At 54.3% G+C, this 25,643-nt stretch carries 27 protein-coding genes; 11 read left to right on the top strand and 16 right to left on the bottom strand.

The window, feature by feature from the left end:
- Positions 1–55 precede the first annotated feature (55 nt).
- The 8 genes from KNP71_RS05475 to ypfJ all read right to left on the bottom strand — a co-directional run bounded on the left by KNP71_RS05475 (position 56) and on the right by ypfJ (position 7,853).
- On the bottom strand, positions 56–1,318 hold the full coding sequence (locus KNP71_RS05475) for a dicarboxylate/amino acid:cation symporter (protein WP_214830264.1): 1,263 nt from the start codon (positions 1,316–1,318) through the stop codon (positions 56–58).
- 158 nt (positions 1,319–1,476) lie between these two features.
- Complete coding sequence (locus tag KNP71_RS05470; RefSeq protein WP_021066061.1) at positions 1,477–1,980, bottom strand: YwhD family protein; 504 nt, start codon at positions 1,978–1,980, stop codon at positions 1,477–1,479.
- Positions 1,981–2,037: 57 nt separating this feature from the next.
- Positions 2,038–3,090: a DUF871 domain-containing protein gene (locus KNP71_RS05465; protein ID WP_214830262.1), complete on the bottom strand. Its 1,053-nt coding sequence runs from the start codon at positions 3,088–3,090 to the stop codon at positions 2,038–2,040.
- Between the two features lie 54 nt (positions 3,091–3,144).
- On the bottom strand, positions 3,145–4,518 hold the full coding sequence (locus tag KNP71_RS05460; protein WP_131471489.1) for a PTS transporter subunit EIIC: 1,374 nt from the start codon (positions 4,516–4,518) through the stop codon (positions 3,145–3,147).
- Between the two features lie 12 nt (positions 4,519–4,530).
- On the bottom strand, positions 4,531–5,424 hold the full coding sequence (gene murQ, locus KNP71_RS05455; RefSeq protein ID WP_255569755.1) for an N-acetylmuramic acid 6-phosphate etherase: 894 nt from the start codon (positions 5,422–5,424) through the stop codon (positions 4,531–4,533).
- A 162-nt stretch (positions 5,425–5,586) separates the two neighbouring features.
- Positions 5,587–6,042, bottom strand: coding sequence for a GNAT family N-acetyltransferase (locus tag KNP71_RS05450; RefSeq protein ID WP_214830260.1), 456 nt, complete (start codon positions 6,040–6,042; stop codon positions 5,587–5,589).
- Positions 6,039–6,887 (bottom strand): MurR/RpiR family transcriptional regulator, encoded by an 849-nt coding sequence (locus KNP71_RS05445; RefSeq protein ID WP_214830258.1) that lies wholly within the window; start codon positions 6,885–6,887, stop codon positions 6,039–6,041. The genes KNP71_RS05450 and KNP71_RS05445 overlap by 4 nt, the downstream gene beginning before the upstream one ends.
- A 108-nt stretch (positions 6,888–6,995) precedes the next feature.
- A complete protein-coding gene (ypfJ, locus tag KNP71_RS05440) occupies positions 6,996–7,853 on the bottom strand; it encodes a KPN_02809 family neutral zinc metallopeptidase (protein ID WP_214830256.1) in 858 nt (285 codons plus the stop codon).
- 164 nt (positions 7,854–8,017) lie between these two features.
- Between ypfJ and KNP71_RS05435 the strand changes: the two genes are divergently transcribed.
- Positions 8,018–8,206, top strand: a complete 189-nt coding sequence (locus KNP71_RS05435) for a 2-hydroxymuconate tautomerase (protein ID WP_012727443.1) — start codon at positions 8,018–8,020, stop codon at positions 8,204–8,206.
- Positions 8,207–8,246: 40 nt separating this feature from the next.
- Here the strand turns inward: KNP71_RS05435 and KNP71_RS05430 are convergent, their stop codons facing one another.
- Positions 8,247–9,833: a Na/Pi cotransporter family protein gene (locus tag KNP71_RS05430; protein ID WP_214830254.1), complete on the bottom strand. Its 1,587-nt coding sequence runs from the start codon at positions 9,831–9,833 to the stop codon at positions 8,247–8,249.
- Positions 9,834–9,856: 23 nt separating this feature from the next.
- A complete protein-coding gene (locus KNP71_RS05425) occupies positions 9,857–11,152 on the bottom strand; it encodes an HD domain-containing protein (protein WP_138858727.1) in 1,296 nt (431 codons plus the stop codon).
- 100 nt (positions 11,153–11,252) lie between these two features.
- On the opposite strand from KNP71_RS05425, the gene KNP71_RS05420 reads away from it, so the two are divergent.
- Genes KNP71_RS05420 through KNP71_RS05410 form a run of 3 tightly spaced genes read left to right on the top strand, consistent with a single transcriptional unit; the run spans position 11,253 to position 13,298 of the window.
- The gene (locus KNP71_RS05420) at positions 11,253–12,101 is read left to right on the top strand and encodes a lipoate--protein ligase family protein (protein WP_214830252.1); all 849 of its coding nucleotides are present in this window, start codon (positions 11,253–11,255) and stop codon (positions 12,099–12,101) included.
- A gap of 4 nt (positions 12,102–12,105) precedes the next feature.
- Entirely contained in the window at positions 12,106–12,951 is an 846-nt protein-coding gene (locus tag KNP71_RS05415) for a DegV family protein (RefSeq protein WP_214830250.1), read from the top strand.
- Entirely contained in the window at positions 12,948–13,298 is a 351-nt protein-coding gene (locus tag KNP71_RS05410) for a hypothetical protein (protein ID WP_214830248.1), read from the top strand. The genes KNP71_RS05415 and KNP71_RS05410 overlap by 4 nt, the downstream gene beginning before the upstream one ends.
- Before the next feature lie 40 nt (positions 13,299–13,338).
- Here KNP71_RS05410 and KNP71_RS05405 read toward each other — a convergent pair whose 3' ends face one another.
- Positions 13,339–15,288: a glycoside hydrolase family 3 protein gene (locus tag KNP71_RS05405; RefSeq protein ID WP_214830246.1), complete on the bottom strand. Its 1,950-nt coding sequence runs from the start codon at positions 15,286–15,288 to the stop codon at positions 13,339–13,341.
- Positions 15,289–15,615: 327 nt separating this feature from the next.
- Here KNP71_RS05405 and lipA point away from each other — a divergent pair, with 327 nt between their 5' ends.
- Positions 15,616–16,515, top strand: coding sequence for a lipoyl synthase (gene lipA / locus KNP71_RS05400; RefSeq protein WP_332908964.1), 900 nt, complete (start codon positions 15,616–15,618; stop codon positions 16,513–16,515).
- An 18-nt stretch (positions 16,516–16,533) separates the two neighbouring features.
- A complete protein-coding gene (locus tag KNP71_RS05395) occupies positions 16,534–17,364 on the top strand; it encodes a lipoate--protein ligase family protein (RefSeq protein WP_214830244.1) in 831 nt (276 codons plus the stop codon).
- Positions 17,365–17,420: 56 nt separating this feature from the next.
- Here the strand turns inward: KNP71_RS05395 and amyS are convergent, their stop codons facing one another.
- The 5 genes from amyS to KNP71_RS05370 form a co-directional block, all read right to left on the bottom strand.
- Positions 17,421–18,965 carry an alpha-amylase gene (gene amyS, locus KNP71_RS05390; RefSeq protein ID WP_214830241.1) on the bottom strand — a complete coding sequence of 515 codons (1,545 nt, stop codon included), beginning with the start codon at positions 18,963–18,965 and terminating at the stop codon, positions 17,421–17,423.
- A gap of 171 nt (positions 18,966–19,136) precedes the next feature.
- Positions 19,137–19,664 carry a DUF2812 domain-containing protein gene (locus KNP71_RS05385; RefSeq protein WP_029594620.1) on the bottom strand — a complete coding sequence of 176 codons (528 nt, stop codon included), beginning with the start codon at positions 19,662–19,664 and terminating at the stop codon, positions 19,137–19,139.
- Positions 19,661–19,993 (bottom strand): PadR family transcriptional regulator, encoded by a 333-nt coding sequence (locus KNP71_RS05380; protein ID WP_029594619.1) that lies wholly within the window; start codon positions 19,991–19,993, stop codon positions 19,661–19,663. Before KNP71_RS05380 ends, KNP71_RS05385 begins: the two co-directional genes overlap by 4 nt.
- Positions 19,994–20,106: 113 nt before the next feature.
- Positions 20,107–21,234, bottom strand: coding sequence for a YfbR-like 5'-deoxynucleotidase (locus KNP71_RS05375; protein WP_214711065.1), 1,128 nt, complete (start codon positions 21,232–21,234; stop codon positions 20,107–20,109).
- Entirely contained in the window at positions 21,234–22,265 is a 1,032-nt protein-coding gene (locus tag KNP71_RS05370; RefSeq protein ID WP_214830240.1) for an ion channel, read from the bottom strand. The genes KNP71_RS05375 and KNP71_RS05370 overlap by 1 nt, the downstream gene beginning before the upstream one ends.
- 103 nt (positions 22,266–22,368) lie before the next feature.
- Between KNP71_RS05370 and KNP71_RS05365 the strand changes: the two genes are divergently transcribed.
- From KNP71_RS05365 to KNP71_RS05345, 5 genes are read left to right on the top strand one after another with little or no spacing between them, the layout of a single operon-like run.
- Positions 22,369–22,827, top strand: a complete 459-nt coding sequence (locus tag KNP71_RS05365; protein WP_021066042.1) for a hypothetical protein — start codon at positions 22,369–22,371, stop codon at positions 22,825–22,827.
- Positions 22,824–23,189 (top strand): hypothetical protein, encoded by a 366-nt coding sequence (locus tag KNP71_RS05360; RefSeq protein ID WP_021066041.1) that lies wholly within the window; start codon positions 22,824–22,826, stop codon positions 23,187–23,189. Before KNP71_RS05365 ends, KNP71_RS05360 begins: the two co-directional genes overlap by 4 nt.
- Positions 23,186–24,409, top strand: a complete 1,224-nt coding sequence (locus KNP71_RS05355) for a glutathionylspermidine synthase family protein (protein ID WP_214830239.1) — start codon at positions 23,186–23,188, stop codon at positions 24,407–24,409. The genes KNP71_RS05360 and KNP71_RS05355 overlap by 4 nt, the downstream gene beginning before the upstream one ends.
- A 3-nt stretch (positions 24,410–24,412) precedes the next feature.
- Positions 24,413–24,826, top strand: coding sequence for a DUF350 domain-containing protein (locus KNP71_RS05350; protein WP_021066039.1), 414 nt, complete (start codon positions 24,413–24,415; stop codon positions 24,824–24,826).
- A 48-nt stretch (positions 24,827–24,874) separates the two neighbouring features.
- Positions 24,875–25,393 carry a hypothetical protein gene (locus tag KNP71_RS05345; RefSeq protein WP_214830238.1) on the top strand — a complete coding sequence of 173 codons (519 nt, stop codon included), beginning with the start codon at positions 24,875–24,877 and terminating at the stop codon, positions 25,391–25,393.
- Positions 25,394–25,643 lie beyond the last annotated feature (250 nt).

Raw genomic sequence — 25,643 nt, 5'->3', positions numbered from 1 at the left:
AAACCTCACTTCATTTGAAAAGGCTGGCCCGGTATGAACCGGGTCAGCCTTTAGGTTATTTTGCGTCCACTTCATCCCACGAGTCTTCGTCGACTGCAGGAAGATGTTTCTCTTCGAGTTTCGAGACGACGACCGCACACGCGGCGTCACCTGTAATGTTGACCGACGTCCGGAGCATATCGAGGATCCGGTCGACACCGATGATCAGGGCAATCCCTTCGACCGGTAAGTTGACTGATTGTAAGACGAGCGCGAGCATGACAAGTCCGACACCTGGTACGCCCGCCGTCCCGATTGAGGCGAGTACCGCTGTGATGACGACCGTCAAGAGCTCTGTCATCGTCAAATCAGCATTGAACACTTGCGCGATGAAAATCGTTGCGACCCCTTGCATGATGGCCGTTCCGTCCATGTTGACCGTCGCACCGAGCGGTTGGACGAACGACGAAATCGAGCGCGGGACACCGAGTTTCGTTTGAGCCACTTCCATCGACACCGGGAGTGTCGCATTCGATGAAGACGTCGAGAATGCGAACGTCATCGCCTCATAGAAGTTTTTAAAGAAGAAGACGGGATTCATTTTCCCGAGGATGGCAACTGCCCCCCCATAGATTAAAATTGAATGTAGTGCCAGTGTAAATACGACCGCAAACATGTACCATGCCATCGCTTGGACAGCCTCTAATCCAATGCCACCGATGGCTGAGGCGATCAAAGCGAACGCACCGTACGGCGCAAGTTTCATGACCAAATGAATCAAGTACATCATGATGCGGTCACCTTGTTTGACGAATCGGCGCCATGTGCGCGCTTTTTCACCGAGTGCGATCATCGCGAATCCGATGAGTGCCGCAAACACGATAATTTGAAGCATATTGCCTTCGGCAAGTGCTTGGACCGGGTTCGTTGGAATCATGTTGACGAACGTCTGCACGATATTCGACGATTCTTCCGAACCTGACGCATCAAACTCTAATCCCGTCGTCGGGAAATCTCCACGTTCTCCTGGTTGGATGACATAAGCGACACCCATCGCCAAGACGATGGCGAGCGCCGTCGTCGTCAAGAAGAAGAGCAATGATTTCGTTCCGACACGACCGAGTTCTTTCGGGTCACCGAGACCCATGACACCAAGAATGATCGAGAAGAAGACGATCGGGACGACTAACATTTTAATTAAGTTCAAAAATACGGTTCCGACTGGCGAGAGGACATACGTATTGGCCATATCATAAATATTGCCCGGTAATCCTGCTAATGCTAAACCGACGGCTACCCCCAACAGTAGCCCAATCATAATTTTCTTAGTTTCACTCATCGTGTCACCCTTTCTCTTTTACACAAGTGCGTTTAGTATAGCATAATGCTGAATATTCATACAATTACGGTGAAATCACAACATCATAACAAATTCATGTTCCCAAATCGGGGCACATGAAAACAAAAAAGATTGGAGACCGAAACGGTCCAATCTTTTCACTCGGCGCTCAAACGCTCAAGCTCGGTTTGAAGTTCGGTCGATTGTTCCCAGATTTCAGGACGATGTTCTTTCAAAAAGGCAGCGAGCACGTCGCGTGACGGTGCATCCATCATGTCAATCAAGATGCGGCCTTTGAGCGACTTGTCCATCTGGTTGACGTGATACGGCAACAGTTTATAGCCGCGCCGTGCCTCGAGGTCGATCGACATGTCACAAGCTGCGACACCGCCGTAATAGAATCCTTCTGGCTTTCGTCCGACCGTGACCCAGACGATCCAATACGGTTTTCCGTTCGGCACCGCTTCTGGATCCGTCAAAAATTTGATGCGTTTCTCGATCGCCGATTTGGCATGCATGGCCCCCATATCGATGACCGCGGTCCCCGCCTCGACATCGATGATGACGGGAGACATATTGTTCAAACTGAGCGAACCGACCCCAAAACCGCCGTGGCCATCGGTCGAATCGTCAGCGACGATGTTAAAATTAATCTCTTTCATGGCATTCCCTCCCTCTCTACTGTACACAAAGACGAGGGAATGTGGCAATCCGGAACGTCAGCACCACTCGATTCGAAACTTCGTGCCCGGTCCGATCGATTGGATGAGCGGCCGGTCTGCCTCGATGACGCGCCCAAGGACGTTGACCCGTTCGTCCGCCAATAAATCGCGTTTCGTCACTTGCAGCTCACCGGCATAGCGCCCGTATTTCGCATTATCGACCGTGATCGTTCCGAGCGGACGCGGTCTCGCTTCCATCGGTTCGAGCAAGCGGTCCCCCGGACGGCCATAGCCCCTCGATTCGACCGAGCGGATGACGTCACGTGCGGGGTCCATCCGGTTCGTCTGGACGCGATAGAAGGCGACCTCGATCGTCGTCTCCGCTTCGGCCCGAAGGACGAGTGTCTCGTCGGCGTGTGAGGCGAACTGTTCAATCGTTTCATCGGTGAGTCCGGGATCCCCGATTAAGATGCGGTCGATCGACTCAACGAGGTCCATATAGCAGGCAAACGTCGATAACGAACGATGGTCCTCGAGCGTCGGCAGCCGTTCGAACAACGGTCCGCGGAGCGTCCCGTCTCCAGGGATGAACGCCTGGATTTTCAATCCCTGCCGCTTCAGCCAATCGTTCTTGGCATCGAACCAGTCCCGATCGAGCCCCGTCTCCGGACGCGGATAGAAATTGTGCCACGCCTCGACGTTGTCCGTCACGAGGCCGCATCGCTTCATCTCCGCGAGTTCGCTTTCTGTGAGCGTACTCGCATTAAGCGCGACCGTCATCCGCGTCGACAAGTCGGCGACTTGTTTCGGCGTCACGCCGTAATCGACGCGCAGCCCGGTCACGCCCCAATCCACGAGCGTATGGGCATCGTCCCACGTCTTGCCGAGTGCGGCGAGCGACGTCGGTGCGATATCGGCGAACAGTTCCATGTGGAGTTCGCGCGCGAGCGTCCCGAGGTCACGGAGCCGTTCCGTATACACCGACGGATCGTCCTCGGGGATATGTAGCGAGGTGAACATTGAAGTGAAACCAATCTCGCGCATGCGCCCGACCCATGTCTTGAACTGCGGTGTGAGCGGTTCGCTCAAATAAACCGATAATCCCTTCATCAGAAATTCCTCCTCATCAAATGAAAAGGCGACTCCAAAGAGCCGCCTCAGTTGTTAAATCCCGTCTGCCATTTCTTCTTTGAAGCCGAAGAAATACGTGAAGATGAAGCCAGCCGTATACGAAATGACAAGACCTGCGATGTACGTCAAGTACATGCCGTTATCGATGAGCGGCGTAAGCGAGAGACCCGAGACCCCAATCCCGAGTGCTGCCGTCTTCATCGTCGCTTGGAAGGCACCGCCGACCGCGGCCCCCATACAAGCCGTCAGGAACGGACGGCCAAGCGGGAGTGTGACCCCGTAAAGGAGCGGCTCGCCGATTCCAAGGAATCCGACCGGGATGGCCCCTTTAATGATGTTACGGAGACGTTGGTTGCGCGTCTTCACGAAAATCGCGAGCGCCGCCCCGACTTGTCCAGCCCCTGCCATCGCCAGGATTGGCAAGAGTGCCGTGTTACCGACCGTGTTCAAGAGTTCCAAGTGAATCGGTGTGAGTCCGTGGTGCAACCCGACCATGACGAGCGGAAGGAAGAATCCAGCAAGGACAGCCCCTGCTACCGGTCCACCGACTTCAAGCACGGCGTTCAATCCTTGCATGATCCCGTCTGACAAGATGCCTGCGACCGGCATGATCGCATAGAGCGCCGTGAAACCGACGACGAGGACCGTGAGAAGCGGTGTAAAGATGATATCGACCGCCGTCGGCATGAAGCGACGAACGTGTTTCTCGATGTACGTCATGAGCCAAGCGGCAAAGATGACCCCGAACAGTCCACCCCGCCCGACAACGAGCGGTTCCCCATAAATGGTGATATCCGCGAGCACCGGGTTGAAGAGAATCCCCCCGGCGATGGCACCGAGTACCGGCGTCCCGCCGAACTCTTTGGCCGTGTTCCAACCGACGAGGATGGCGAGATACGCGAACACTGTGCTACCGAGCAATAAGAGGATTTGCATCCACGTTTCGGTCGGGTCAACGCCGGCGTTCTTCGCGAAGTTGGCTCCCCCGTTAATGATACCTGAAGCGACAAGCCCTGGAATGAGCGGAATAAAGATGTTCCCTAAGCGACGCAAGAAGCGCTTGAACGGCGACTTCTGTTTGTCTTTCACTTTTTGACGTTCGATGGCCGCCCGTTCGTCCGGCGTCAAATTCGCATCGACCGACTCTTCCCCGATGGCGAGCCCCGTCTCACGACTGAGATGGTCCGCCACGCGGTTGACCGTCCCCGGGCCAACGACGATTTGCAACGTCTCGTCATCGATGACACCCATGACACCATCGATTTGTTTCAATGCGGCGAGATCCGCTTTCGTCGGATCTTTGAGCGCTAAACGCACACGTGTCATACAGTGCGCGAGTTGACGAATGTTATCTTTCCCCCCGACATGCTCTAATATCGCATGTGCAAGAACCTCTTCTTTCTTCATCTCGAATCCCCCTTATAATGCGTCACGGACGAATCCGTTCGCACGCTCTAATCGCTCGACTGCCTCCGCATGCGGGACGTCGGCTAAAATCATGACAATCGCCGTCTTGACGTGACCACCGGATGAATCGAAATAACGCGCGGCCGTCTGTTCGTCGACCCCTGTCGCTTCCGCAATCATCCGTTTGGCCCGCACTTCCAACTTCTCGTTCGTCGGCTGCACGTCGACCATCAAGTTTTGATACACTTTCCCTACCCCAATCATCGACGCCGTCGAGATCATGTTGAGGACGAGTTTTTGCGCCGTCCCTGCTTTCAATCGGGTCGATCCGGTCAATACTTCTGGTCCCGTCTCGACTTCGATTTTGAACTCGGCGTGTTCGCTGATTTTTGAACCTTTGTTACACGATAGCGCGGCTGTCGTCGCGCCGACCTCGCGGGCGTAATCGAGTCCGCCGATGACGTACGGTGTCCGTCCGCTCGCGGCGATCCCGATGACGGTGTCGAACGCATTCAAGTGAAGCGCTTTCAAATCATTGACTGCCAAATCCTTGCTATCCTCTGCTCCCTCGACCGCTTTAATCAACGCCCGTTCGCCACCTGCGATGAGTCCGACGACCATATCCGGTGACACGCCAAACGTCGGCACACATTCTGCCGCGTCTAAGATGCCGAGCCGTCCGCTCGTCCCTGCGCCGATGTAAATCAAACGTCCGCCTTGTTTGAAGGATGCGATGGCACGCTTCGTCACTTCGGCAATGACCGACAGTTCTTCTTTAATGACGTGTGGGACCGATTGATCTTCCTCGTTCATCACTGCGAGGAACTCCTCGACCGCCATCTCGTCCAGGTGCATCGTTCGTTCATTTCGTCTTTCAGTAGCCAGTTTGTCTAACATCGCCACCATCCTTTCTTCTCTCTAATTTTATTGTACTAACTTGAAATTAAAAGTCAAACTTATTTAAAAAAATAAGGAAATAAAATTTCATTATAGATTTGACGTATACATGTATACATGTAGATTTGTATACATCTATGAAAAACGCCCGGCCCTAATGGACCGAGCGCTTTAACCGATGACTTTTTTCAGCACATTGACGTAATCGCCCCGTGCCGTGACGGAATCTTTTTCATAGACATAGCCTTGTCGCTCCCAAAATCGACGCGCCCGCTCATTGTGCGGTAAGACACCGAGCCGGAACACCGTCTGGAACGGACGCATATATTCGTCTTCGAGCTGCTCATACAACCGCGTCGCGATTCCGGAGCCGTGCAGTCGTTCATCGACGACGAACAGACCGAGCCAAAGCGAGCCGTCGACCGGGTGCTGCTTCAACAAGTCGGCGACCGCGATGACGTCCCCGTCCTCAAAGACGAGGCTGACGGTCTCCTCCGTCTCAAAATCGGCCACGTTTTCATCACGGAACGCTTCCAGCGTCTGTCCGTTCAACGCCGCGAACGACCGTTGTCGCAACAGAAACGCCGCCACCTGTTCGCGCCACGTCGCATCATAGACGTGAATCATCGGCGCAATTTCACCATCTCATCACGTGCCTCGGTGTAGCGGTCGATCAATCCCTCGCCTTTTCGGTGCAACAGTCCCATATAGAGCGTGTCGATAATCGTCAATTGCGTCATCCTCGACGCGATGCTCGCAATCCGGAAGTCCCGTTCGACGCTCGGCGTGCAGAGTCGGACGTCCGCTTCCCGATAGAGCGGCGATTTATCGAGATCCGTGATGGCGACGACCAGCACCCCTTTCTTCTTGGCAAAACGGACGAGTTCGAGCACGTCTTTCGTCCGGCCCGACGTGCTGATGGCGACGAAGACGTCGTTTGGTCCAAGGTGCGGGATGAGCGACAACATGTAATGGAAATCTTGGGATGTCTGGGCCGCATAGCCGAGCTTTGTAAATTTATATTGCGCATCGTACGCAGCCGTCGACGAACCGCCGACCCCGTAAAACACGACCCGATTCGCCCGGGCGAACGTATCAATCGCATGCTCGAGCTCACGCTTGTCCATCGCCTCGGCACACGCCTCGATAGCCATTTTGTTCACATGGATGACTTTTTGGAACGAATCGTACGGTGTGTCTTTCTGTTGCAACACGTTAAAATCGGTGAGCGTCGTCTCGGTGAGCGCCAAGTCTTTGACGAGGGCGAGCTTGAACGCCTTGAAGCTATCGATTCCGACGACGCGCGCAAAGCGGACGATACTCGCCTCGGACACGTCCGTCTTTTGAGCAAGCTCTTTCGTCGTCATATTCGGAACGAGCGTCGAGTGGGATAAAATATAGTCGGCAATTTTTTTCTCCACGGACGTCATTTCGCTTTTGGCGAATTCGATTTTTTTGAGTAAGGATTCCATCGGGTCATCCCCTTCCTACTTCTAGTTTCTGTTTCCATGATAGCGGATTCTTTCTTCACAAGCCAACTTGGACACGAGAAAAGGTCAAGCCATCGCTTGACCTCGTCGTTATAAGTTTTTGGCGTTGAACGTATCGCCGCCTTGAATCGTCCCGTTTTGTAACCCTTTATCGAACCAACGTTTCCGTTGTTCGGACGTCCCATGCGTGAACGAATCCGGTGTCACATAGCCGCGTGCCTGTTTCTGAAGGGTGTCATCCCCGATTTGGTGCGCCGCATTCATCGCTTCTTCGACGTCGCCGGACTCAAGATAACCCATCCCTTGGGCGTGGTGGGCCCAAACGCCCGCATAATAATCGGCCTGGAGTTCAAAGCGGACCAAATATTTGTTGAACTGTGTCTCACTCATCTCGTTGCGGAGCGGCATAATCTCGTCCGTCGTGCCGAGCAACGTCTGGACGTGGTGACCGACCTCGTGGGCGACGACGTACGCCATCGCGAAGTCACCCGGTGCATTGAACTGTTGACTCAAGTCATCATAGAAACTCAAATCGATATACAACTTCTGATCACCCGGACAGTAGAACGGTCCGACAGCCGATCCGGCAATCCCGCACGCCGATTCGACTTGATCTTTATAGATGACGAGCGTCGGCTCCCGATACGTCAATCCGTTCTCCGCAAAAATATCGGTCCACACTTCTTCGGTATCCCTTAGCACGACCGACACGAAGTCGGCCATCTCTTCTTCCCGCGCCGAGCCTTCATACGTTCCAGAGGACTGTTCCGGTTCTCCGAGTCCGATGTTGTTGACGATATCGCCCGGATTGCCCCCGTTGAGCAGTGTGAAGACGATGACCAAGATGAGACCAAAGCCCCCACCGATTCCTGCGATGCCTTTCCCTCCGACACGTTGCCCCCGTCGATCCTCGACGTTTCGACTTGCTTGTCTACCCTTCCATTTCATCCGCCTGTTCCTCCTACGACTAGTCTGTCTTGTTCCTTACCCCGTTTTCACATATTTCGCACCTGCATTTTTTATTTGTACCGTCCGCCCAATCGATTTTCTGCTTTCCACTTGCCTCACCTTTCACTAGAATGAAAGGGAACGAACTAAAAGGAGGAAATGTGATGCCATACGTAACGGTTAAAATGCTCCCAGGTCGCACGGTCGAACAAAAACGTGCGTTGATTGAAAAGGTGACAGACGCCGTCTCCGAGACGACGAACGCCCCGAAAGAAAACATCACCGTCTTCATCGAAGAGATGGACGCGACGCACTACGGCCAAGCCGGCGTCATGCACGCAGATAAGAAGTAAACACAGCGACCGCCCTTCCATCTCGGAGGGCGGTCGTTTTTCAATCTTCCAGATTCACTTCAAACCGCTCGCTCGGGACGGTCGGTTTAATGAGGTGACGCGTCGCTCGCCAAATATGATAGCCGATCCGGTCGAGCCAGAGGAGCGCCTGGACTTTTTGAATCGTCTGGTCCATCTCGAGCTGATTCGCCGCCGTCTCCTCGAGCAGTTCGGCCCGATGCGCTTTTCGATATTCAGCGAGCTGTTTCGAGGCCGTCTTCCACTGCCGCGACTCTTCCGGGGGCGTGTGATGGTTAAGCGTCTCGACCATGTCGAGTTCATGCAAGACGAGCTGACGCGCGACCAGGAAGTCCGTATCGCGGAGCGCGTCGACCGGGTCGACTTCACGCATGACGAACAGCCACCGCTCCAAGTGGTCGATTGTATGGAGCAGCGACAGATGTTGGCCGTAGTCGTTGCGTCCTCGCCCTTCTTCCAATTGAATCGTGCTCAAAAAGACACGGACGTCGCCGAGCGTCTTCTCGACGAGTTGAAGCTCGTCGTCGCGTTTACGTGCCTCGTTCAGCAACAGTTGCGTCTCTTTGGCCAAATAGCGCTCAATCTCAATCAACGAGCGCCGGGCCGCCTCGAGCGCGACCGTCGGGATGCGGGCCATATTCGGGTCGAGGAACCGGGTCAGCTTTTCCGCCCGGCTCGGGATCCACTTGAGCAACTGACGACTGAACGCCTGATGGAACGGCAGGAACGTGAACACCCCGAGCAAATGGAACGAGGTGTGGAACAAGGCGAGCCGCAACAGTTCGTTCCAATTGAGGCGATTGGCCACACCGTTCACGACACCGAACAAGAGCGGGAACGTCAGCCAGCCGATAAGTAAAATCGAGCCGTGGACGAGCACGTGCGCCAAGACGATGCGGCGGGCCGACTTCCAGCCTCCAATCGACCCGATGGCGACGACGAGACTCGTCCCGGCGCTTTGTCCAAGCACGAGCAGACAGGCTTGGGCGAGCGTCACCGTATCGGTCGCGAGCGCCGTCATCGTCAAGACGAGACCAATGCTCGAGGACTGTAATAGGACGGTCATCAGTAATCCTGTCCCAAGCAGTGCGAGTTGATGCAACGGTGTGTCCGCTTCCCAACCGGCGAATGAGAACGTGACGACGTCGCGCATCGCCTCTTGAAGTGTCCCGATGCCAACGAAAATCAGACCGAGTCCGACCATGAGCATACCGATGCGCTTGACGCGCCGTCCGATCAAACGTAGCGCCATACCGACCCCGATGAGCGGGAGCAACAGTTCGCGAATATCCACGTTATAACCTAAGAGCGCTACAATCCATCCGGTCGTCGCGCTACCCGCGTTCGCTCCGATGACGAGTGTGAGCGCTTGGGTGAACGTCAGCAGGCCGGCACTGACAAAACTGATTGTCATGAGCGTCGTCACGGTCGAGGACTGAAACAACGTCGTCATCGTCGCTCCGAGAAAGGCACCCGAAACAGGTCCTTCAGCCAAGCGATTCAATCGTTGCCGGAGGCGTTCCCCGGCCATGCTTTTTAACGTATCCGTCAACAGCATCATCCCGAGTAGGAAGATGCCGACTCCCCCGACCAATGTGCCGATTCCCATGGTGTCACTTCCTTTTCAACGATTCAATCGCCTCGTAACGTTGACAACATCCATGTTTTTTCTGATGCGTGATCTTTCAAGTTGAGCAGTACGTCCTCCGGATAATAGATTTTCTCGTCGGACTGTCGTGAGTTTAAAATCGATTGGACGAGCATCGACACTTCCGAAATTTCCCGGCGGTCGCCATCATTCATCTTGAGATAGATGCCTTCGTATGTCCCGTGCCCTTTATACAAATCGTATGGCAATTGGCTGAGCTGATCCTCGAGCAAGTAGTAGCGCGTCGGTAAACCGATTGCCTCCATCGTTGAACGCAAGCGGTCCATATAGCGGACGCGGTTCGCTTCCGGGAAGTTCTTATATTTCAACAAACGACGGTTGACGAAGCGGCTCGCAAGGTCGGCCAAAATCGGGTCCGCCTCATCCATCCATTCCTGAAAATAGAAATAGACGATCGTCTCATCGAGCTTCAAATAATGCTCGAGCGTCATGTCTTCATGGTTAAAAATCGGCAAGAAATGCTTTGGAGTCATCTCGAAAGAATAACCCGATTCGTATAGTTCTTGCGCCCGTTCGAGCACGGCTTTGAGTAATAAATCGCTCGATCGCGTCGCCGGATGCAAGTAAACTTGCCAATACATTTGATAGCGCCGCATGATATAGTCCTCAATCGTATGCATGCCCGACTGTTTGACGACGACTTGGTCCTCATCGGGACGCAACACCCGAAGCATGCGCTCAAGGTCGAACTTACCGTAACTGACACCGGCGAAATGGGCGTCACGGAGCAGATAGTCCATCCGATCGACGTCGAGTTGCGAACTGAGGATATTGACGAGCAAGCGGTTCGGGTGCGTCTTATTGATGATGGCCGCTACTTCTTCCGGGAAGCCGACCCCCATCTCCGACAGCACTTTGTTCACTTCCGTGTCCCCGAGGATGATTCGTTCGGTCCATACTTCGTGACGAACGGCGAAGACGTGCTCGAACGCGTGTGAGAACGGACCGTGTCCGACATCGTGCAGCAGCGCCGCCGCGAGCAACAGCTCCCGGTTGCGGTCATCCCACTCCGGATACTCATGGAACTGATCGATTAGCTGTCGGGCGATTTCGTAGACGCCGAGCGAATGATGGAAACGCGTATGCTCGGCCCCGTGGAACGTCAAAAACGACGTCCCGAGCTGTTTGATGCGCCGCAAGCGCTGAAACTCTTTCGTGTTGATCAATTCCCAGACGAGATGATCGTAGACATATATATAGCGGTGAACCGGATCTTTGAACACTTTCGATCCTGACAATTGACCTCGTGACGTATACATGACGTTGCCCCCTACGTTTCATTAATGATTGGATTCGACTTCTAGCACGTTGTTCCTCCCATGTTATAATGGGAAGGAAATTATTTATTGAAAAGGAATTATGTATATGACCCATCCATTATTACGACAACCGACCTACCGTGTCATTGACCAGTCTTCGCTCGGTCCGGCGTTCCAAGCCGAGCAATCGTTCGCGACGGACGACACGCTCTGTGCGTCGACCGCAACGTCTGGTGCCGTCCTCAGGGCCTGGGTTCATCTAAACACGGTCGTGCTCGGCATTCAAGACGCCCGCCTGCCTCACTTGTCAGACGGTATCCGTTTTCTACATGAACATGGATTCCGTCCCGTCGTGCGAAATTCAGGAGGACTTGCCGTCGTCTTAGACGCGGACGTGTTGAACTTATCTTTGATTTTACCCGAGAAAGACGGGATTCAAATCGATAGCGGCTACGAGGCGATGACGTCACTCATCCAACTCATGTTCCAAGATGTGACGAACGAGATCGTGCCTGGCGAAATCGTCGGCTCATACTGCCCGGGCAGCTTCGATTTGTCGATTGACGGCAAGAAGTTCGCCGGCATTTCCCAGCGCCGCGTCCGTGGCGGCGTCGCCGTCCAGATTTACTTGAGCGTCCGCAAGAGCGGAAGTGAACGGGCCGCGCTCATCCGTGACTTTTATGCGCAAGCCATCCAAGGTGAAGCGACGCGCTTTACCTATCCGGCCATTGTCCCTGAGACGATGGCGTCACTCGAGGATTTGCTAGGAATCCCGCTCACTGTCGATGACGTGTTGCGTCGCGCCTACACCGTCCTCGGTGGCATGAGCCGGCTCATACCTGGCACGCTCGATGAGAACGAACAAGCGACGCTCGCGACCCAACTCGACCGGATGTGGAAACGCAACGAACCGATTCGCGACATTGAACAACAATTAGCAGAGGAGTGACCGCATGTTTAAAATCATAACCGATACCGGCGCCGATTTGACCCAAGACCAGATCGTCGAGTACGGTCTCGAAATGCTACCGCTCGGTGTCGTCATCGACAACGACGAATTTTTAGACGGTGAGACGATTCAACCAAAAGACGTGTACGACGCGATGCGTGCCGGGAAGACGCCGAAGACGTTCCAAATCGAGGCGGCCCGCCTCGAACAATGTTTCCGTCAACATCTCGAATCGGAAATCCCGTTCCTGTACCTCGCCTTCTCCGGTGAGCTTTCAGGCACCTATCAGACGGCCGTCATGGTCGGCAACCTACTTAAAGAAGAATACCCGAACAGCACGTTCCATATTCTTGATACGCGTGCCGCGTCCGTCGGCCAAGGACTGTTCGTCAAGACGGTCGCCGAGTATGGTCAAGACCATACGTATGAAGAGACGGTCGCCTACGCTAGGTCGCTCGTCGGCAAAATCCGGCATTTGTTCACGGTCGAATCGCTTGAATATTTGATGCGCGGCGGTCGTGTCTCAAAAGCGAGCGCGTTCATCGGGGATTTGTTGACGATTCTACCGCTTTTGACAGTCGAAGACGGCAAGCTCGTCCCAATCGAGAAGGTGCGCGGTCACAAGAAAGTGTTACGCCGCATCGTCGAATGGATGACCGAGTCGAAACCGCTCGTCGAGGGTGGGCACGTCTTCATCGGCCACGGCGATGATCCAGTCAAAGCCGACCAATTCGAGGCGTTGTTACGGGAACATGCGAACCCGGCGAGCGTCACGAAGACGATCGTCGGTTCGGCCATCGGTGCACACACAGGCCCGGGCCTTCTCGTCGTCGGTTATTTTGAGGCGTGAAGAAACGACGCGTTTGGCTCACAATCGGATTACTCCTGATTATTGGGGCATATGCATTGTTTCAAATCGATGAAGCCAATAAACCAAGGTTTCTTCAGAATTATTTGCAGGAACATCATGCACTTTCTGATTCGTCTTATTCATCGCATGCCAGTATTACTCAATTCGGTACCATGTTCCATGTCACGTTAGTTGATGAACCGGACATCATGTACGACTTTTTTGTCAAACAACGCGATGGTGTCATGCATGTCGTTTACAGTTTTAATTTGGAACAAGGACACGGTCTCCGTGACCGCGAGTTCGAAACCGTCAACTACGCCATCCTTGATACGTTATTCAAATGACAAACCGCGAGCACCCTCATGGGCGCTCGCGGTTTTTTGTTCATTTATTCCAGTTGCGGAATCCGTCACCGAATTCAAGGTGGAGATCGTCGCCGAACACCCCGTTCTCGAACGTGGGTACGTCGACCGGGAGTTTGCCCGTCGGTTTGACTTCGCCGAAGATGGCGCGAATGCCGGCCGGGAGGTTCGGTCCTGCCGATTTGGCATTGCCCGCCTCTGAGTCCGGTCCGTTCGGGTCACCTTTGAAGCCGTAGATGATGAGCTGGGCCGGTGCGTCCGGCTGAACCGCCACATCGTACGGGTTACGCAGGCTGAGCAAGACTGACTTCTTGCCCGTCTCGTTCGCGTAACGGAACACTTCGGCCGGCACGTAGTTGTCAGCCGACGTCGATTTCAGCTTGGCGCTGTTGTTCACGTTCGAACCGACAATGATATAGTCGGCCGCATCGAGTTTCGCTTTCAAGTCTGGGTTTTGATCTAAGTGTTTCGTCGATGCCGTATAGTTCGCGGCGATGACGTTCACGTCTTTCATGTTGCCGGCGTTCTTCTCGAGTGACTTAATCGTCTTGATCATGCTGTCCGTCTGGTCTTTCGCCGGTGACAAGACGAGGACCGTCTCACCTTTTTTCGGTTTGAACGGAAGCGTCTTGTCGTCGTTCTTCACGAGCGTGACGGCCGCTTCGGCGATCTCACGTTCTTTCGCTTTATGCTCGGCACTGCCGACGACCGCGTTCGCCTCGGCAATCTTCGCCTCGAGCGTCGTCGTGTCGACCGACTCGTCCCAAATACCACGTTTCGCTTTGAGCGTCAAAATGCGCTCGACCGCTGCATCAATCTTCTCTTCTGACAGGCGTCCGTCTTCGACGGCCGCGATGACGTCGTCAAAGATCGTCTCGAGCTTCACGACGTCCGCGTTCGACCGTAAAATCGTCGGCATGAGCGCGATATCCACGCCCGCCTCGAACGTCTTGATGACCGCTTCGGCTTCCGTGAAGTTATCGGCAATCGCTTGCATGTTCAAGGCGTCCGTGACGACGATGCCTTCATAGCCCATCTCTTCACGCAAGACGCCGGTGATGACATCGTCCGACAACGTCGCTGGTAGCGGGAACGTTCCGCGTGGCGAGTTCACGACCTCATCCTCGATTTGTGGCATGCCGATGTGCGCCGTCATAATCATGTCGATGCCTTCGGTGATGGCCCGTTTGAACGGTAACAGTTCGAGCCCACGCAAGTCTTCGAGCGACTTATCGACGATTGGAAGCCCGTAATGGGAATCGACCGCCGTGTCACCATGACCCGGGAAATGCTTCGCCGTCGCAGCGACACCCTGGTCTTGAATTCCTTGTGTCATCGCCGAGCCGAGCTCGCCGACGAGTTCCGGGTCGCTCGAGAACGAGCGGACGCCGATGACCGGGTTGGCCGGATTGTTGTTGACGTCTAGCACCGGACCGAAGTTGACGTTCACCCCGAGAGCGTTCAACTCCGAACCGATGATATTCCCCGCATCGTATGCGTACTGGCTGCTCCGTGTCGCCCCGAGTGCCATGTTACCCGGCAAGTTCGTGCCCGTTCCGAGCCGTGTCACGATCCCACCCTCTTGGTCGATCGTGATGAAGAGCGGTACATCGTTGCTTTCGTCTTGTTTGACGACTTCTTGGAGGTCGTGGACGAGTTTCGTCGTCTGTTCGGTCTCAGTCACGTTTTCCGCGAACAAGATGACACCCCCGAGATCAAACCGATCGACGACACGCGCCACGTCTGTTGCGAGTGCCGTATGGTTTGCCCCGTTCCATAATCGGAAGTCTGGCATGATCATTTGGCCGAGCTTTTGTTCAAGCGTCATCGAATCGAGCTTGGCGTCGACACGCTGCTCAATCGACGGGGCCGGCGTCTCCTCTGCCACGACCGCGTTCGCCATCGGGACCGATGAGACGAGTAGTGCTGTCGTTAGCCCCAGTGTCGCCGTCCAGTTCAGTGCTTTGTTCATGTTTTCCCCACTCCTTTTTGAAAGTTTCCCCGACCCCCAAACAAAAAGGCATGGAGGAAGAAGCGTTGCCTCACCAACGCTCGTTCACCCCATGCCTGATCGTATCAGTTACATATGGTCCTTATTCAGGTGGTCAACGTCAGTATAGCAATTCAAAAAATGGGAAACAACACTTCACATGAAAGCGTAACCATTTTGAAATATATGTTCTGTTTTGACACACAGCTGACCTGTATTGGCAAAGCCAATAATTTCGCTGGTTCGAATTCGGCCCCATCTTTGGTAAACTCTTTTTGTTAGGGGTTAACTTTCAAAAAGGGGGAAATCATCTTGGCACGAGGGGAAATCAAACGAAAGCCGGAATGGTTAAAGATTAAACTGAACACGAACGAGACATACACCGGTCTCAAAAAGATGATGCGCGAGAAAAATCTACATACCGTCTGTGAAGAGGCGAAATGTCCGAACATCCACGAATGTTGGGCCGTCCGCCGCACCGCGACGTTCATGATTCTCGGAAGTATCTGTACGCGGGCTTGCCGCTTCTGCGCCGTCACGACAGGCAAACCGAACGAGCTCGACTGGGAAGAACCGAAACGCGTCGCCGAATCGGTCCGTCTCATGAATTTGAAGCACGTCGTCATCACGGCCGTCGCCCGCGACGACTTAAACGATTACGGGGCGACCGTCTTCGCCGAGACAGTCCGCGCTGTCCGTAGCATGAACCCGGAGACGTCAATCGAAGTGCTCCCGTCCGATATGATGGGTGACTTCTCGGCACTCCAGACGCTCATCGATGCCGGACCGGACATCATGAACCATAACTTGGAGACGGTCCGCCGCTTGACGCCGAGAGTCCGCGCCAAAGCGACGTACGACCGGACGCTCGAATTTTTGAAACGGTCGAAAGAGCTGAACCCGGACATCCCGACGAAGTCGTCGATCATGGTCGGACTCGGCGAGACACGTGAAGAGTTGATTGAGGCGATGGATGACCTGCGGGCCCACCACGTCGATATCCTCACGCTTGGCCAATACTTGCAGCCGACGAAGAAGCACCTCGACGTCGAGCGCTACTACCATCCAGATGAGTTCGCCGAGTTAAAAGAGATTGCATTGGCGAAAGGCTTCTCCCATTGTGAGGCCGGACCGCTCGTCCGTTCCTCGTATCACGCGGACGAACAAGTCCACAAGGCACGTCGTCACACGATGTTGCCAATCGACTGATAGAAAGAAGAGACGTTTATGACTGGAACGACATGGCATTTGCTTCACACCGCCCCGCTGTCCCCGGCCGAGAACATGGCCATCGATGAGGCCATCGCCGGCTGGGTCGCGCGCGGCGACATGAAACCGACACTCCGTTTTTACGCCTGGGCCCCGCACGCCATCAGCGTCGGGCGCTTCCAACGGGCGACGCGTGACCTCGACCGCGACGCGCTCGCGTTGAATGGCATCCCGGTCGTCCGTCGTTTGACCGGTGGGCGGGCCGTCTTGCACGCGGACGAGCTGACGTATAGCGTCATTCTCCCTGAGACGATGCCGTCCTTGCCGACGAACGTCATCGAGAGCTATCGCCTCCTGACCGAAGGGGTGCGTCGCGGCTACCACGCGCTCGGCGTCCCGGCCGAATTCTCGGTACCATTGACCGAGGCAGACCGCGAGGCGCTCCGAAAACCGAAGTCGGCCGTCTGTTTTGACGCCGCTTCGTACTACGAGCTCGCCGTCGGCGGGAAAAAGATTGCCGGGAGCGCCCAAGTGCGCCACCAAGGCGCCGTCTTGCAACACGGGTCAATCCCATTGTCGATTGACGATGACGTCTTGTTCGACTGCTTCAATCTCGAGGCCGATGCGAAGGCGGAGGCGAAAGCCCGCTTTGGTGACAAGGCCGTCTCCTTGAACGAGACACTCGGACGACCGGTCGCCTTCGACGAGGTCGCGGCAGCGTTCACGGACGGGTTCCGTGACGCGTTCGATTTGACGTTCGAACCGCTGACGTTCAACGAGGCGCAGCAACAAGAGATTCAAGAGCTCGTCGCCAAATACGAGAGTGACGAATGGGTATGGAAACGCTAAATCCAAACAACACCCGATTGAAGTGAGGTGATCCTCACTTCAATCGGGTGTTTTCGTTATTGTTGCGTATAAATCGAGACCGAGCCTCCGTTGACGAAGAACTGACCCCAGCCGTCAGCATTGATCGTGACGAGACGAGCGTTGTTGTTCGTCATGTCCTTCCATACCTCGCCGGCGTTCTGTTTGCCGACGTACATCCACTTCGAGCCGCCCGGACCGTCCGATAGGATTGTCGCGAGACCCGATTTGGCGCGGTCGGTCACCCCTTCACGTGTCCAGCCGATGACGTCCTGATGATCGAGATAGTCATGCTGCGTCCCGTAGGCGAAGTCTTTTCGTGCCTTCAGAATCGGTTGGAGCGTGCCCGACATGTTCGGGATCTCACGGTTCGTCGTCCCTTTCGTTCCATAATAGTCCCCGTAGAAGAGGGCCGGATAGCCTTGACCGCGCGTCATGATCGTCGCGTAGGCGAGCGGTTTGAACCAGTTGGCGACCGTCGACTCGAGCGACTGGCCCGGTTGTGAATCGTGGTTATCGACAATCGTCACGGACAGTGACGGATGCTGCTCGGTGACGGTGCCTTTCAAGATGTTGCGCATATCGTAATCCCCGCCGCCGTTACCGGCCGCTTGGAAGTTGTAATGGAGTGGCACATCGAAGACGGAGTGCGTGTAGCCCGTCTTGTACAGATAGTCGTTGATGGCACCGAGATCATTCTTCCAATACTCGGCGACCGTGAACATCTCTTTCCCGGTCGTCTGGCGCACGCTCGTCACCCACTCCTTCAAGTACGAGTGGCTGATATGTTTGACCGCATCCAACCGGAAACCGTCGAGCCCGAGCGAGTCGGCGTACCATTTGCCCCAGTTCTTCATCTCTTGGCGGACCTCGGGATGTTCGAAGTCAACGTCCGCGTACATGAGGTAGTCATAGTTTCCGTTCTCGTTCGACACGTCCGTGTCCCACTCCTTGCCCGTGCTCTTGAACTTATAGATGCGGCTCAAGCTGCGTGACTGATCCCAATCGGTCCCGTCAAAATGGTACCAGCGCCATTTGAACGGGGAGTATGTATTGTTGCGCCCCGCGAAATTGAAGCCGGTCCAGGCTGAGATGCCGTACTCCCCGGACGTCTCTTGGTTCCGGTTCGACGGATTGACCTCGATTGCCTGGACGGACTCGGTATAGTCGGCACCGCCCTTATGATTCATGACGACGTCGCCGTAGACGCCGATGCCTTTGCCGCGCAAGTTCGAGATGGCGGTCTGGAGCTGGGCTTTCGTGCCGTACTTCGTCCGGGTCGTCCCTTTTTGATTGAACTCGCCGAGGTCGTATAAATCGTACGCCCCATACCCGACATCGTTCTGTGACGTGCCTTTATACGCCGGCGGGATCCACACTGTCGTCACCCCGATGTCTTTCAAGTGCTGCGAGTCGTTCGATAACCGATTCCAATGCAGGCCGTCGTTCGGGACGTACCACTCAAAGTACTGCATCATCGTGCCGTTTTGCGGCGTCGCCGCCTGTGCGACCGGTTGCCCAGCTAGTAGTGCAATCGCAGTGACACCAGCCGTCACCGCCAAGCCTTTCCGTCTTTTACCCATGCCCTTTCCTCCTCTTCAAAATGAATGCAAGCGCTTTCATTAATTATCATGCCCGATTCTATTTTGGTTGAATAGAGGATTTCCATAAAACAGTTCTCTGCGCCTAACTATTTTTTTCTTGAATAGTTCAGTCGACCAAAACAAAACGGATGGCTTGTGCCATCCGCCTAGTCATTCATTCCGTTCCAAACGTTTTCGCTTCACGAGGAAACCGAGATACGGGAGTCCTGTGAAGACGAGCCCGATGACGACAAGCGTCTGTAACACCAAAATGATGGCTTCCGCCGTCTGCGGCCAATCCAATTGGAGCATGAACACAAATCCAAGTGATAACAGCAAGCAGATGAGCGCACACCGCCCCATCGCACGCTCGACTTGCCCATATTTCTCTTGGGTCGTCTGGCGATCCGTATACAGAGGCGTCGCGTCCGGACTGCCTTTGAACACATGAATCTCATCGCCGGTCGACGTGACATGTTCCCATCCGCTCGCGGCGAACAGCTCAAAGTAATCCTCGTCCGGTTGTTTGCGATAATCGAGACTGTAGCGTACGTCCATCGGTTCCCCTTCGACGAGCGTATAGCCGAGTGGAGCGAACTTCTCTAAATGCCAGCCACGAGCTGCCATCTCCCCTAGCTTTTTCATTTCCCGCTCTTCGGCGAACGCCAATCCCCAACTCGACATATATTTCCGTTTCATCGGTGTCCCTCCCCGTCTAAAATGAAGCGTGCATCGTCAACGATCGCTTGCCGTCGTTTCAAGTCTTCCGCCACGAGGGCACGGCCTTGCGCCTTGATCACATAGCGTTTCTGCTTGCCGTCCCCGTCAATCGGCTCAATCAGTTGCGCGTTCACGAGCTTCTTGATGATGGTGTACATCGACGCCGGTCCGATTTTGATTCGTCCGTTCGTCAACTCCTCGACGAACTGCATAATCAAATAGCCGTGACGCGCCTCGGTCAAGGCGAGCAGGATATAGAGCATGCTGTCGGTCAATTCTCCGAGCTCGATTGTGTCGTTACGTGGCATCCCGCCACCTCCTATATCATTCATTGATATATCTTACTCTCAATATATATCTTTTAATGATATATGTCAATAAATGATATAAAAAAGCCGCAGACAGTTCGTCTGCGACCTTGTTAACTAGTGACGTAATCTAAATCGTGCAAGATGTAAGCTAAAAAGAACAACATGCTCGGGTTCTCGTAGCGCATCTGCACTTTACGAAGTTGCTCCCGATACGTGACCTCGTACTCAGCCCCGTTCATCTTCCGCTCCATGTTCATCTTGATGAGCGCGTCGAGTTTGTCCATCATATCGACGAGCATGCCTTCATACGTATCATCTTTCGAATCGGCCATATAGCGGCGGAACGCCGGCTGCATATAGTCCGGGAGGAGCGACAAGAGCGCCTCGCTCTCGGCTCGTTCATACGCCTCGAACGCCGCACCGGTCTCCGCGGTCGAATGTTTCACCGGGCCGAGCACGTCCCCGGTCACCCCTTCGACGAGGTCGTGACAGAGAAGACGGGCCGTCAATTCGGCGACATCGACGTCGACGTCATATTTCTCGCGCTCCAACAAGCCGCTGAACAGCCCGAGCGCGGCCGCCCGGAATCCATGGATGGCGTCGTTATCGTCGATCGTATTGAAACGGCCTTTCCACCGTCTGACGCTGTCCATCCGCATGACGTTCTCGATGAACGTCGCCACGTCGGTCTCGGCCTCGACTTGTTCATAGAGCCAGCGGACCGATTCGAGCGGATGATTGCGCAGGGCTGCTTTCATCTCTTCAAGCTTCGCGACGAAATGGGGCGAGCCGTGTCCGACTTCCCGGCGGACGAACAGCATCGCGTCGAACGAATCGATTCCATCGACGAGCCGTCCTTCGAATGAGTCGTCCTCCGCCTCGACGAGGAAACGATAAAAATGCGGCCGGAGCGACTGCGACAACAACTCGACGAGTCCGAGACTCGCCGTCCGCTCCATCCGTTCGATATGTTCTTTGAGCGTCGGTTCTTTTTTCGTCCGGTGCATGATTGGACCGGTCTGCACTTCGTTCATATCATGGAACAGCGCCTTGCCGAGCACGTCGAGCAAGTTGACGTCCCGTCCTTTGTTCTCTTCGTAATATGCCGCGATTAAGCTGAAGACAGCGACGCGGAAACTGTGGCTTGCCGCATTGTCATGATAATGCGGTGCATACTCGTCCCATCGTTGCACGTTCTGCATGCGTGTCATCTTGCGGATAAACGTTCCGTTATACATCAAATTCCTCCTTGGTTCAGTCGCTCCCACGAGTCATCGTGACAGACGATGTAAAGCATATCGCTCGCCTGAAGCGGTGTATCGAGCACCGTCGCGTAATCGAGACGGTCGTTGACGGCGATTAACGTGACGCCTTGATGCAACAAGCTTTCCGCAGCGTCCCGGATGGTCGTCCATTCCGGTTTCGGCGCGAGCGCCTGGATGTTGCCGCCTGACTGTTTACTAAGCAGCTGACGGAAAATCGATGTCGTCCCCGGCTGCAGCGTCGCTTTCGCCATGAGGAGTGACACCGAGTCGTTCGCGAGAATAAAGTCGTCGATTCGGACGTGTTTGAATTTCGAGATGTTCCGTTCTTCGCACACCTCGACGACCGTATGCAAATCGACGCCGCGTTCAGACGAGAGCGCTTCGACCGCTGACGCGATGAGCAATGATTTCCCGTCGGCGAGGAGTGTCTCCGTGATGCGGGCATCCGCGAAGATGGCGACCCGGCGCGCCTTTAAAATATTGGCCTGCAAGAGCACGGACTCGTCCGACGCGTCACCGTGGACGAAGTGGACGTGATCGTGGTCGTACGGTTCTTGCTTCAACTGATCGATTAAGACGATCTCGGCCTTTGGCTCATAGACGAGCACTTCATCGATGGCCTTCTTTGTCTTCGGCGACCAGCCGATATAGACGTAATGTCCTTCTCCTCGATACATGAGCTTTCCCTCCCGTTTTAACCGTTGAAACGTCGCACCGACTTCAACGAGTTTTCCAATCAACGCCCCGATAATCCCAATCCCGAACAGGAACAAGAATATCCCGAGCCAGCGTCCCGCGACCGATGTCGGAAAAAAGTCACCGTATCCGACGGTCGTGAGCGTCGTCATCGTCCACCAAAACGAGTCGAACATCGACGGGAACGTCTCGGGCTCGAGCACAAACCCGAGGACGGTACCGGTCAAGATGATGCCTAGCGATGCCAAGACGACGTTCAAAAACGATAATTTCGATAATCCGCGCCAGACACGAAAAAAGATATGCACAGAAAATTCCCTCCTTTTCCTATATACTAGAGACAACTTACTTGATTTACGAAACCACGTTACGTTCGGTTCCGTATAGAAAGAAAAAAGAAAGGACGACGTCATGAACTCAATCGTTTTAGAATATCGACTTTATAAAAATGAACTTTCATTCGAGCCACTCTACCATTATACATCGCTCGGCCTCGATGAAGTACTCGCCCGCCGCGAATGCGAATTTTTCGTCAAGGACGGCATGACCTACAAACAGCGCTCGTCGGCGCTCGAAGGCGAGCAATACTTCTTGATTTACGTCGACCGCTACACGGAAGGCCCCGTCGACAAGCACGAGACGACCGACATCAAAGTTGAGATTCGCACGCTCGACGACCGCTTTGACAATCCGATGCTCGAGGCGTATTACGTCGACCGCCATCTCGACGCGCTCGCCATGCTCGGCAGTCAATACTTGTACGTCGCCGGCAAAGAATACGAACGCGACTCGGCCGAGACGGACGAAGATCGTGGCGTCTATGTCATTTACGTCACCCCTACAGGTTATACATTGGAGGAATCAACATGAAGACAAGCAAAAAAATCTTGAGCGGTCTGTCAGCCGCGGTATTAACCGCTTCACTCGCGGCGTGTGGCACCGACGAAACAGAACAAGCGACGTTACCGGAAGAACCGACCGGCTACGAGTGCGACGATTGGGATTGGGATGATGAGACAGAGTCATATTACTGTGACGATGATCGCTCGCCTCACTTCGGTAGCTTTTTCTTGCTCGGCAGCCTCTTTAACTCAAAGAGCGCATTGAAGAACTCATCAGCGTATAAAAATTACCGCTCGAACGGTGGCGCCAGCAGCATCACCCCGAACAAATCAAACTCAGGCTCCAACTCGGGACTCGGTAGCGGTTCAAAAGGCGGCTTTGGGGGATGAAGCGAGACGCACTGTTTGGCCAAATCCCTTTCTTTTGGTCTGACTTGAACGACGAGGAGTACGCTCTTTACGACTGTCTTACCATGTCTACGGACGCGGTGGGGCAGATTCGGAAAGCGACGCGTGACGTCGATGCGATTTTCCGTAAGACGAACCGCCTATTGCGCACCCTCCCGGACGATACACTCCGCTTGCTCGGTTATCCTGAGGCGAGCCTACCGTTCCTGCGCGACAAGGCGCTGCCGCAAGAGACGATTATCGGTCGCTATGACTGGATCGTCAAAGACGGCACCCTCAAGTTGATGGAATTCAATGCCGATACACCGACGTTCATCAAAGAACTGTTCGACGTGAACGGCTATGTGACGACAGAATTCGGGCTCGACGACCCGAACGCGGCGTCGACCGAAGAGCTCAAGGCCGAACTTCGAAAAGCCGTCATCGCAGCGTGGCAACGACTCGACCGGGATGGGACACCGAAAATCGTCTTCACGGCCCATGACGACAACATCGAGGACAAATGGACGACGCGCTTCCTTCAAGAGACGCTCGATTTACCGTCCGAATTCGTCCCGCTCGACCGATTGCTCGTCAATGCGGACGGCGTCTTCACACCGTCCGGGGAAAAAGTCGACGTGTTATATCGTCAGACGTACCCGATCGAGCATCTGGTCGACGACCGGGCACCCAATGGTGATTTGATTGGCATCCGCCTGCTCGAACTGAACGCAGCCAAACACGTCTCGGTACTCAATCCGCTCTCGGCGTTTCTCATGCAGTCCAAAGGCGTCCAAGCGCTCATTTGGGAACTGTATGAGGCCGATACATATTTCGACGAAGCGGAACGTTCCATCATCGAGACATATTTTTTACCGACGTATCTCGAGCCTGATCCGTTTATCGGCCAGAGCGCGTACGTGCAAAAGCCCGCCTTCGGCCGGGAAGGCGACTCGGTCATCCTCTACGACCAAGCCGGCGTCCCGTTTCATAAAGAGACACTCCAGACGTACGCGGACGAGACGGCGGTGTATCAACAGTTCATCGAGCTGCCGACCCGTCTGACGAACACGGTCAACGGTCCGTTCGAGACGCACTACATGGTCGGCTGTTTTTGCTTGAACGGCCATCCGTCCGCACTCGGTGTCCGCGCCGGGAGCATGATCACGAACAACCAATCGTATTATTTAGCGATCGGCACACCCACTCACGAAGGAGACTAACACATGACATTCATCACGCTCGATTCAATCCTGAGCTTCCTGGCTCACCTCGGTACGGGATTTGGACTTATTCTAGCCGGACTCGTCGTCTTTGCCCTTACGACGAAGTACTCAGAACGTAAACTGATCAAAGAAGGCAACGTCGCCGTCGCACTTAAACTTTGGGGGAAAGCAATCGGTCTCGCCATCGTCATCTACACGGTGTGGGCGAACAGCGTCAACTTGCTCGACGCCTTCATCTGGGGACTCGTCGGGATTCTCGCTCAAGTGCTCGCCTTCTGGACGTTTGAATACGTCCTGACGCCAGGCGTGAACTTAGAGAAAGAAGTCGAGAACGGCAACCTCGCCATCGGGATCAGCCTTTTCTCCGCCTCACTCGTCGTCGGCATCATCGTCGCCGCGAGCTTGACGTACTAATTGCGCTCAGAATTGAGGCATGGGCTGTATTTATAAAGGAGGAGCCGAATGTCTACACACAGACTGACTTGGGCTTTGCTCATTTGTATTGCGGTCGTTGTCGTCTTTTCAGGAATCGGAAGTTATTTTTATGAGAGACAACAATTGAAACGTTACCTGGCGGACAATAATTTTCACGCATACGAATATCTCAAAACTGATGATGCGACACTCGCCCTCTTCACAAACGAAGACGAAACGTTGCTCGGGCTCGCTGACATGAGTGTCGACGGCTATGGCTATGGAACCGTCGAGATCCTGGATATGTCTCCGTTTGACTACATCTATTCGAGTGACGACTCCAATCACTATATAGGGATTCGCTTGAACAAGCAGCCTCAGAATGTGGCCTACCTTCGTATCATCGGAGAACGCATACAAGAACAACACGTCCTCAACCGTCCCGAAGAAGATGATTATGCTGCCACACACATTATCGAGTTGCGCAATAGACCAACATCCGACTGGACGCTTCAAACGTTAGACCAAAATGAGCAAGTCATTGACTCGATTGACCTAATCGAGTAGGAGGGAGTGATTAACTCCCGACCTCTCACACCACCGTACGTACCGTTCGGTATACGGCGGTTCAATTAAGATGTATGACGCAAAGTTTCATAACGTGATACCAGACTTTTGAGAGGCTGGGACATAACTAGCCAGTTCTAAAGTATTTCAATCAAAAAGAGGAGGCTGGGACATAACTAGCCAGTTCTAAAGTATTTCAATCAAAAAGAGGGGTCCGGTCACCGATTTTCGGTGACCGGACCCTTTCTTT

This window comes from Exiguobacterium sp. s56, from assembly GCF_018618255.1.
Taxonomy (GTDB): Bacteria; Bacillota; Bacilli; order Exiguobacteriales; family Exiguobacteriaceae; genus Exiguobacterium; species Exiguobacterium chiriqhucha.
The sequence above is the reverse complement of the archived record's forward strand: the minus strand, read 5'-3'. Positions and strand labels throughout refer to the sequence as shown.

Bases quoted from the DNA above. Each gene is read 5' to 3' on its own strand.
- KNP71_RS05420 (WP_214830252.1), top strand. From the start codon at position 11,253: ATGTATATGACCCATCCATTATTACGACAACCGACCTACCGTGTCATT.
- KNP71_RS05460 (WP_131471489.1), bottom strand. From the start codon at position 4,518: ATGAAGAAAGAAGAGGTTCTTGCACATGCGATATTAGAGCATGTCGGG.
- murQ (WP_255569755.1), bottom strand. From the start codon at position 5,424: ATGGTGGCGATGTTAGACAAACTGGCTACTGAAAGACGAAATGAACGA.
- KNP71_RS05355 (WP_214830239.1), top strand. From the start codon at position 23,186: ATGAAGCGAGACGCACTGTTTGGCCAAATCCCTTTCTTTTGGTCTGAC.
- ypfJ (WP_214830256.1), bottom strand. From the start codon at position 7,853: ATGAAATGGAAGGGTAGACAAGCAAGTCGAAACGTCGAGGATCGACGG.
- KNP71_RS05430 (WP_214830254.1), bottom strand. From the start codon at position 9,833: ATGGGAATCGGCACATTGGTCGGGGGAGTCGGCATCTTCCTACTCGGG.
- KNP71_RS05380 (WP_029594619.1), bottom strand. From the start codon at position 19,993: ATGCCACGTAACGACACAATCGAGCTCGGAGAATTGACCGACAGCATG.
- KNP71_RS05350 (WP_021066039.1), top strand. From the start codon at position 24,413: ATGACATTCATCACGCTCGATTCAATCCTGAGCTTCCTGGCTCACCTC.
- KNP71_RS05345 (WP_214830238.1), top strand. From the start codon at position 24,875: ATGTCTACACACAGACTGACTTGGGCTTTGCTCATTTGTATTGCGGTC.
- KNP71_RS05385 (WP_029594620.1), bottom strand. From the start codon at position 19,664: ATGAAACGGAAATATATGTCGAGTTGGGGATTGGCGTTCGCCGAAGAG.
- KNP71_RS05475 (WP_214830264.1), bottom strand. From the start codon at position 1,318: ATGAGTGAAACTAAGAAAATTATGATTGGGCTACTGTTGGGGGTAGCC.
- KNP71_RS05415 (WP_214830250.1), top strand. From the start codon at position 12,106: ATGTTTAAAATCATAACCGATACCGGCGCCGATTTGACCCAAGACCAG.
- KNP71_RS05425 (WP_138858727.1), bottom strand. From the start codon at position 11,152: ATGTATACGTCACGAGGTCAATTGTCAGGATCGAAAGTGTTCAAAGAT.
- KNP71_RS05405 (WP_214830246.1), bottom strand. From the start codon at position 15,288: ATGAACAAAGCACTGAACTGGACGGCGACACTGGGGCTAACGACAGCA.
- amyS (WP_214830241.1), bottom strand. From the start codon at position 18,965: ATGGGTAAAAGACGGAAAGGCTTGGCGGTGACGGCTGGTGTCACTGCG.
- KNP71_RS05445 (WP_214830258.1), bottom strand. From the start codon at position 6,887: ATGGAATCCTTACTCAAAAAAATCGAATTCGCCAAAAGCGAAATGACG.
- KNP71_RS05375 (WP_214711065.1), bottom strand. From the start codon at position 21,234: ATGTATAACGGAACGTTTATCCGCAAGATGACACGCATGCAGAACGTG.
- KNP71_RS05365 (WP_021066042.1), top strand. From the start codon at position 22,369: ATGAACTCAATCGTTTTAGAATATCGACTTTATAAAAATGAACTTTCA.
- KNP71_RS05360 (WP_021066041.1), top strand. From the start codon at position 22,824: ATGAAGACAAGCAAAAAAATCTTGAGCGGTCTGTCAGCCGCGGTATTA.
- KNP71_RS05465 (WP_214830262.1), bottom strand. From the start codon at position 3,090: ATGAAGGGATTATCGGTTTATTTGAGCGAACCGCTCACACCGCAGTTC.
- KNP71_RS05450 (WP_214830260.1), bottom strand. From the start codon at position 6,042: ATGATTCACGTCTATGATGCGACGTGGCGCGAACAGGTGGCGGCGTTT.
- KNP71_RS05470 (WP_021066061.1), bottom strand. From the start codon at position 1,980: ATGAAAGAGATTAATTTTAACATCGTCGCTGACGATTCGACCGATGGC.
- KNP71_RS05395 (WP_214830244.1), top strand. From the start codon at position 16,534: ATGACTGGAACGACATGGCATTTGCTTCACACCGCCCCGCTGTCCCCG.
- KNP71_RS05435 (WP_012727443.1), top strand. From the start codon at position 8,018: ATGCCATACGTAACGGTTAAAATGCTCCCAGGTCGCACGGTCGAACAA.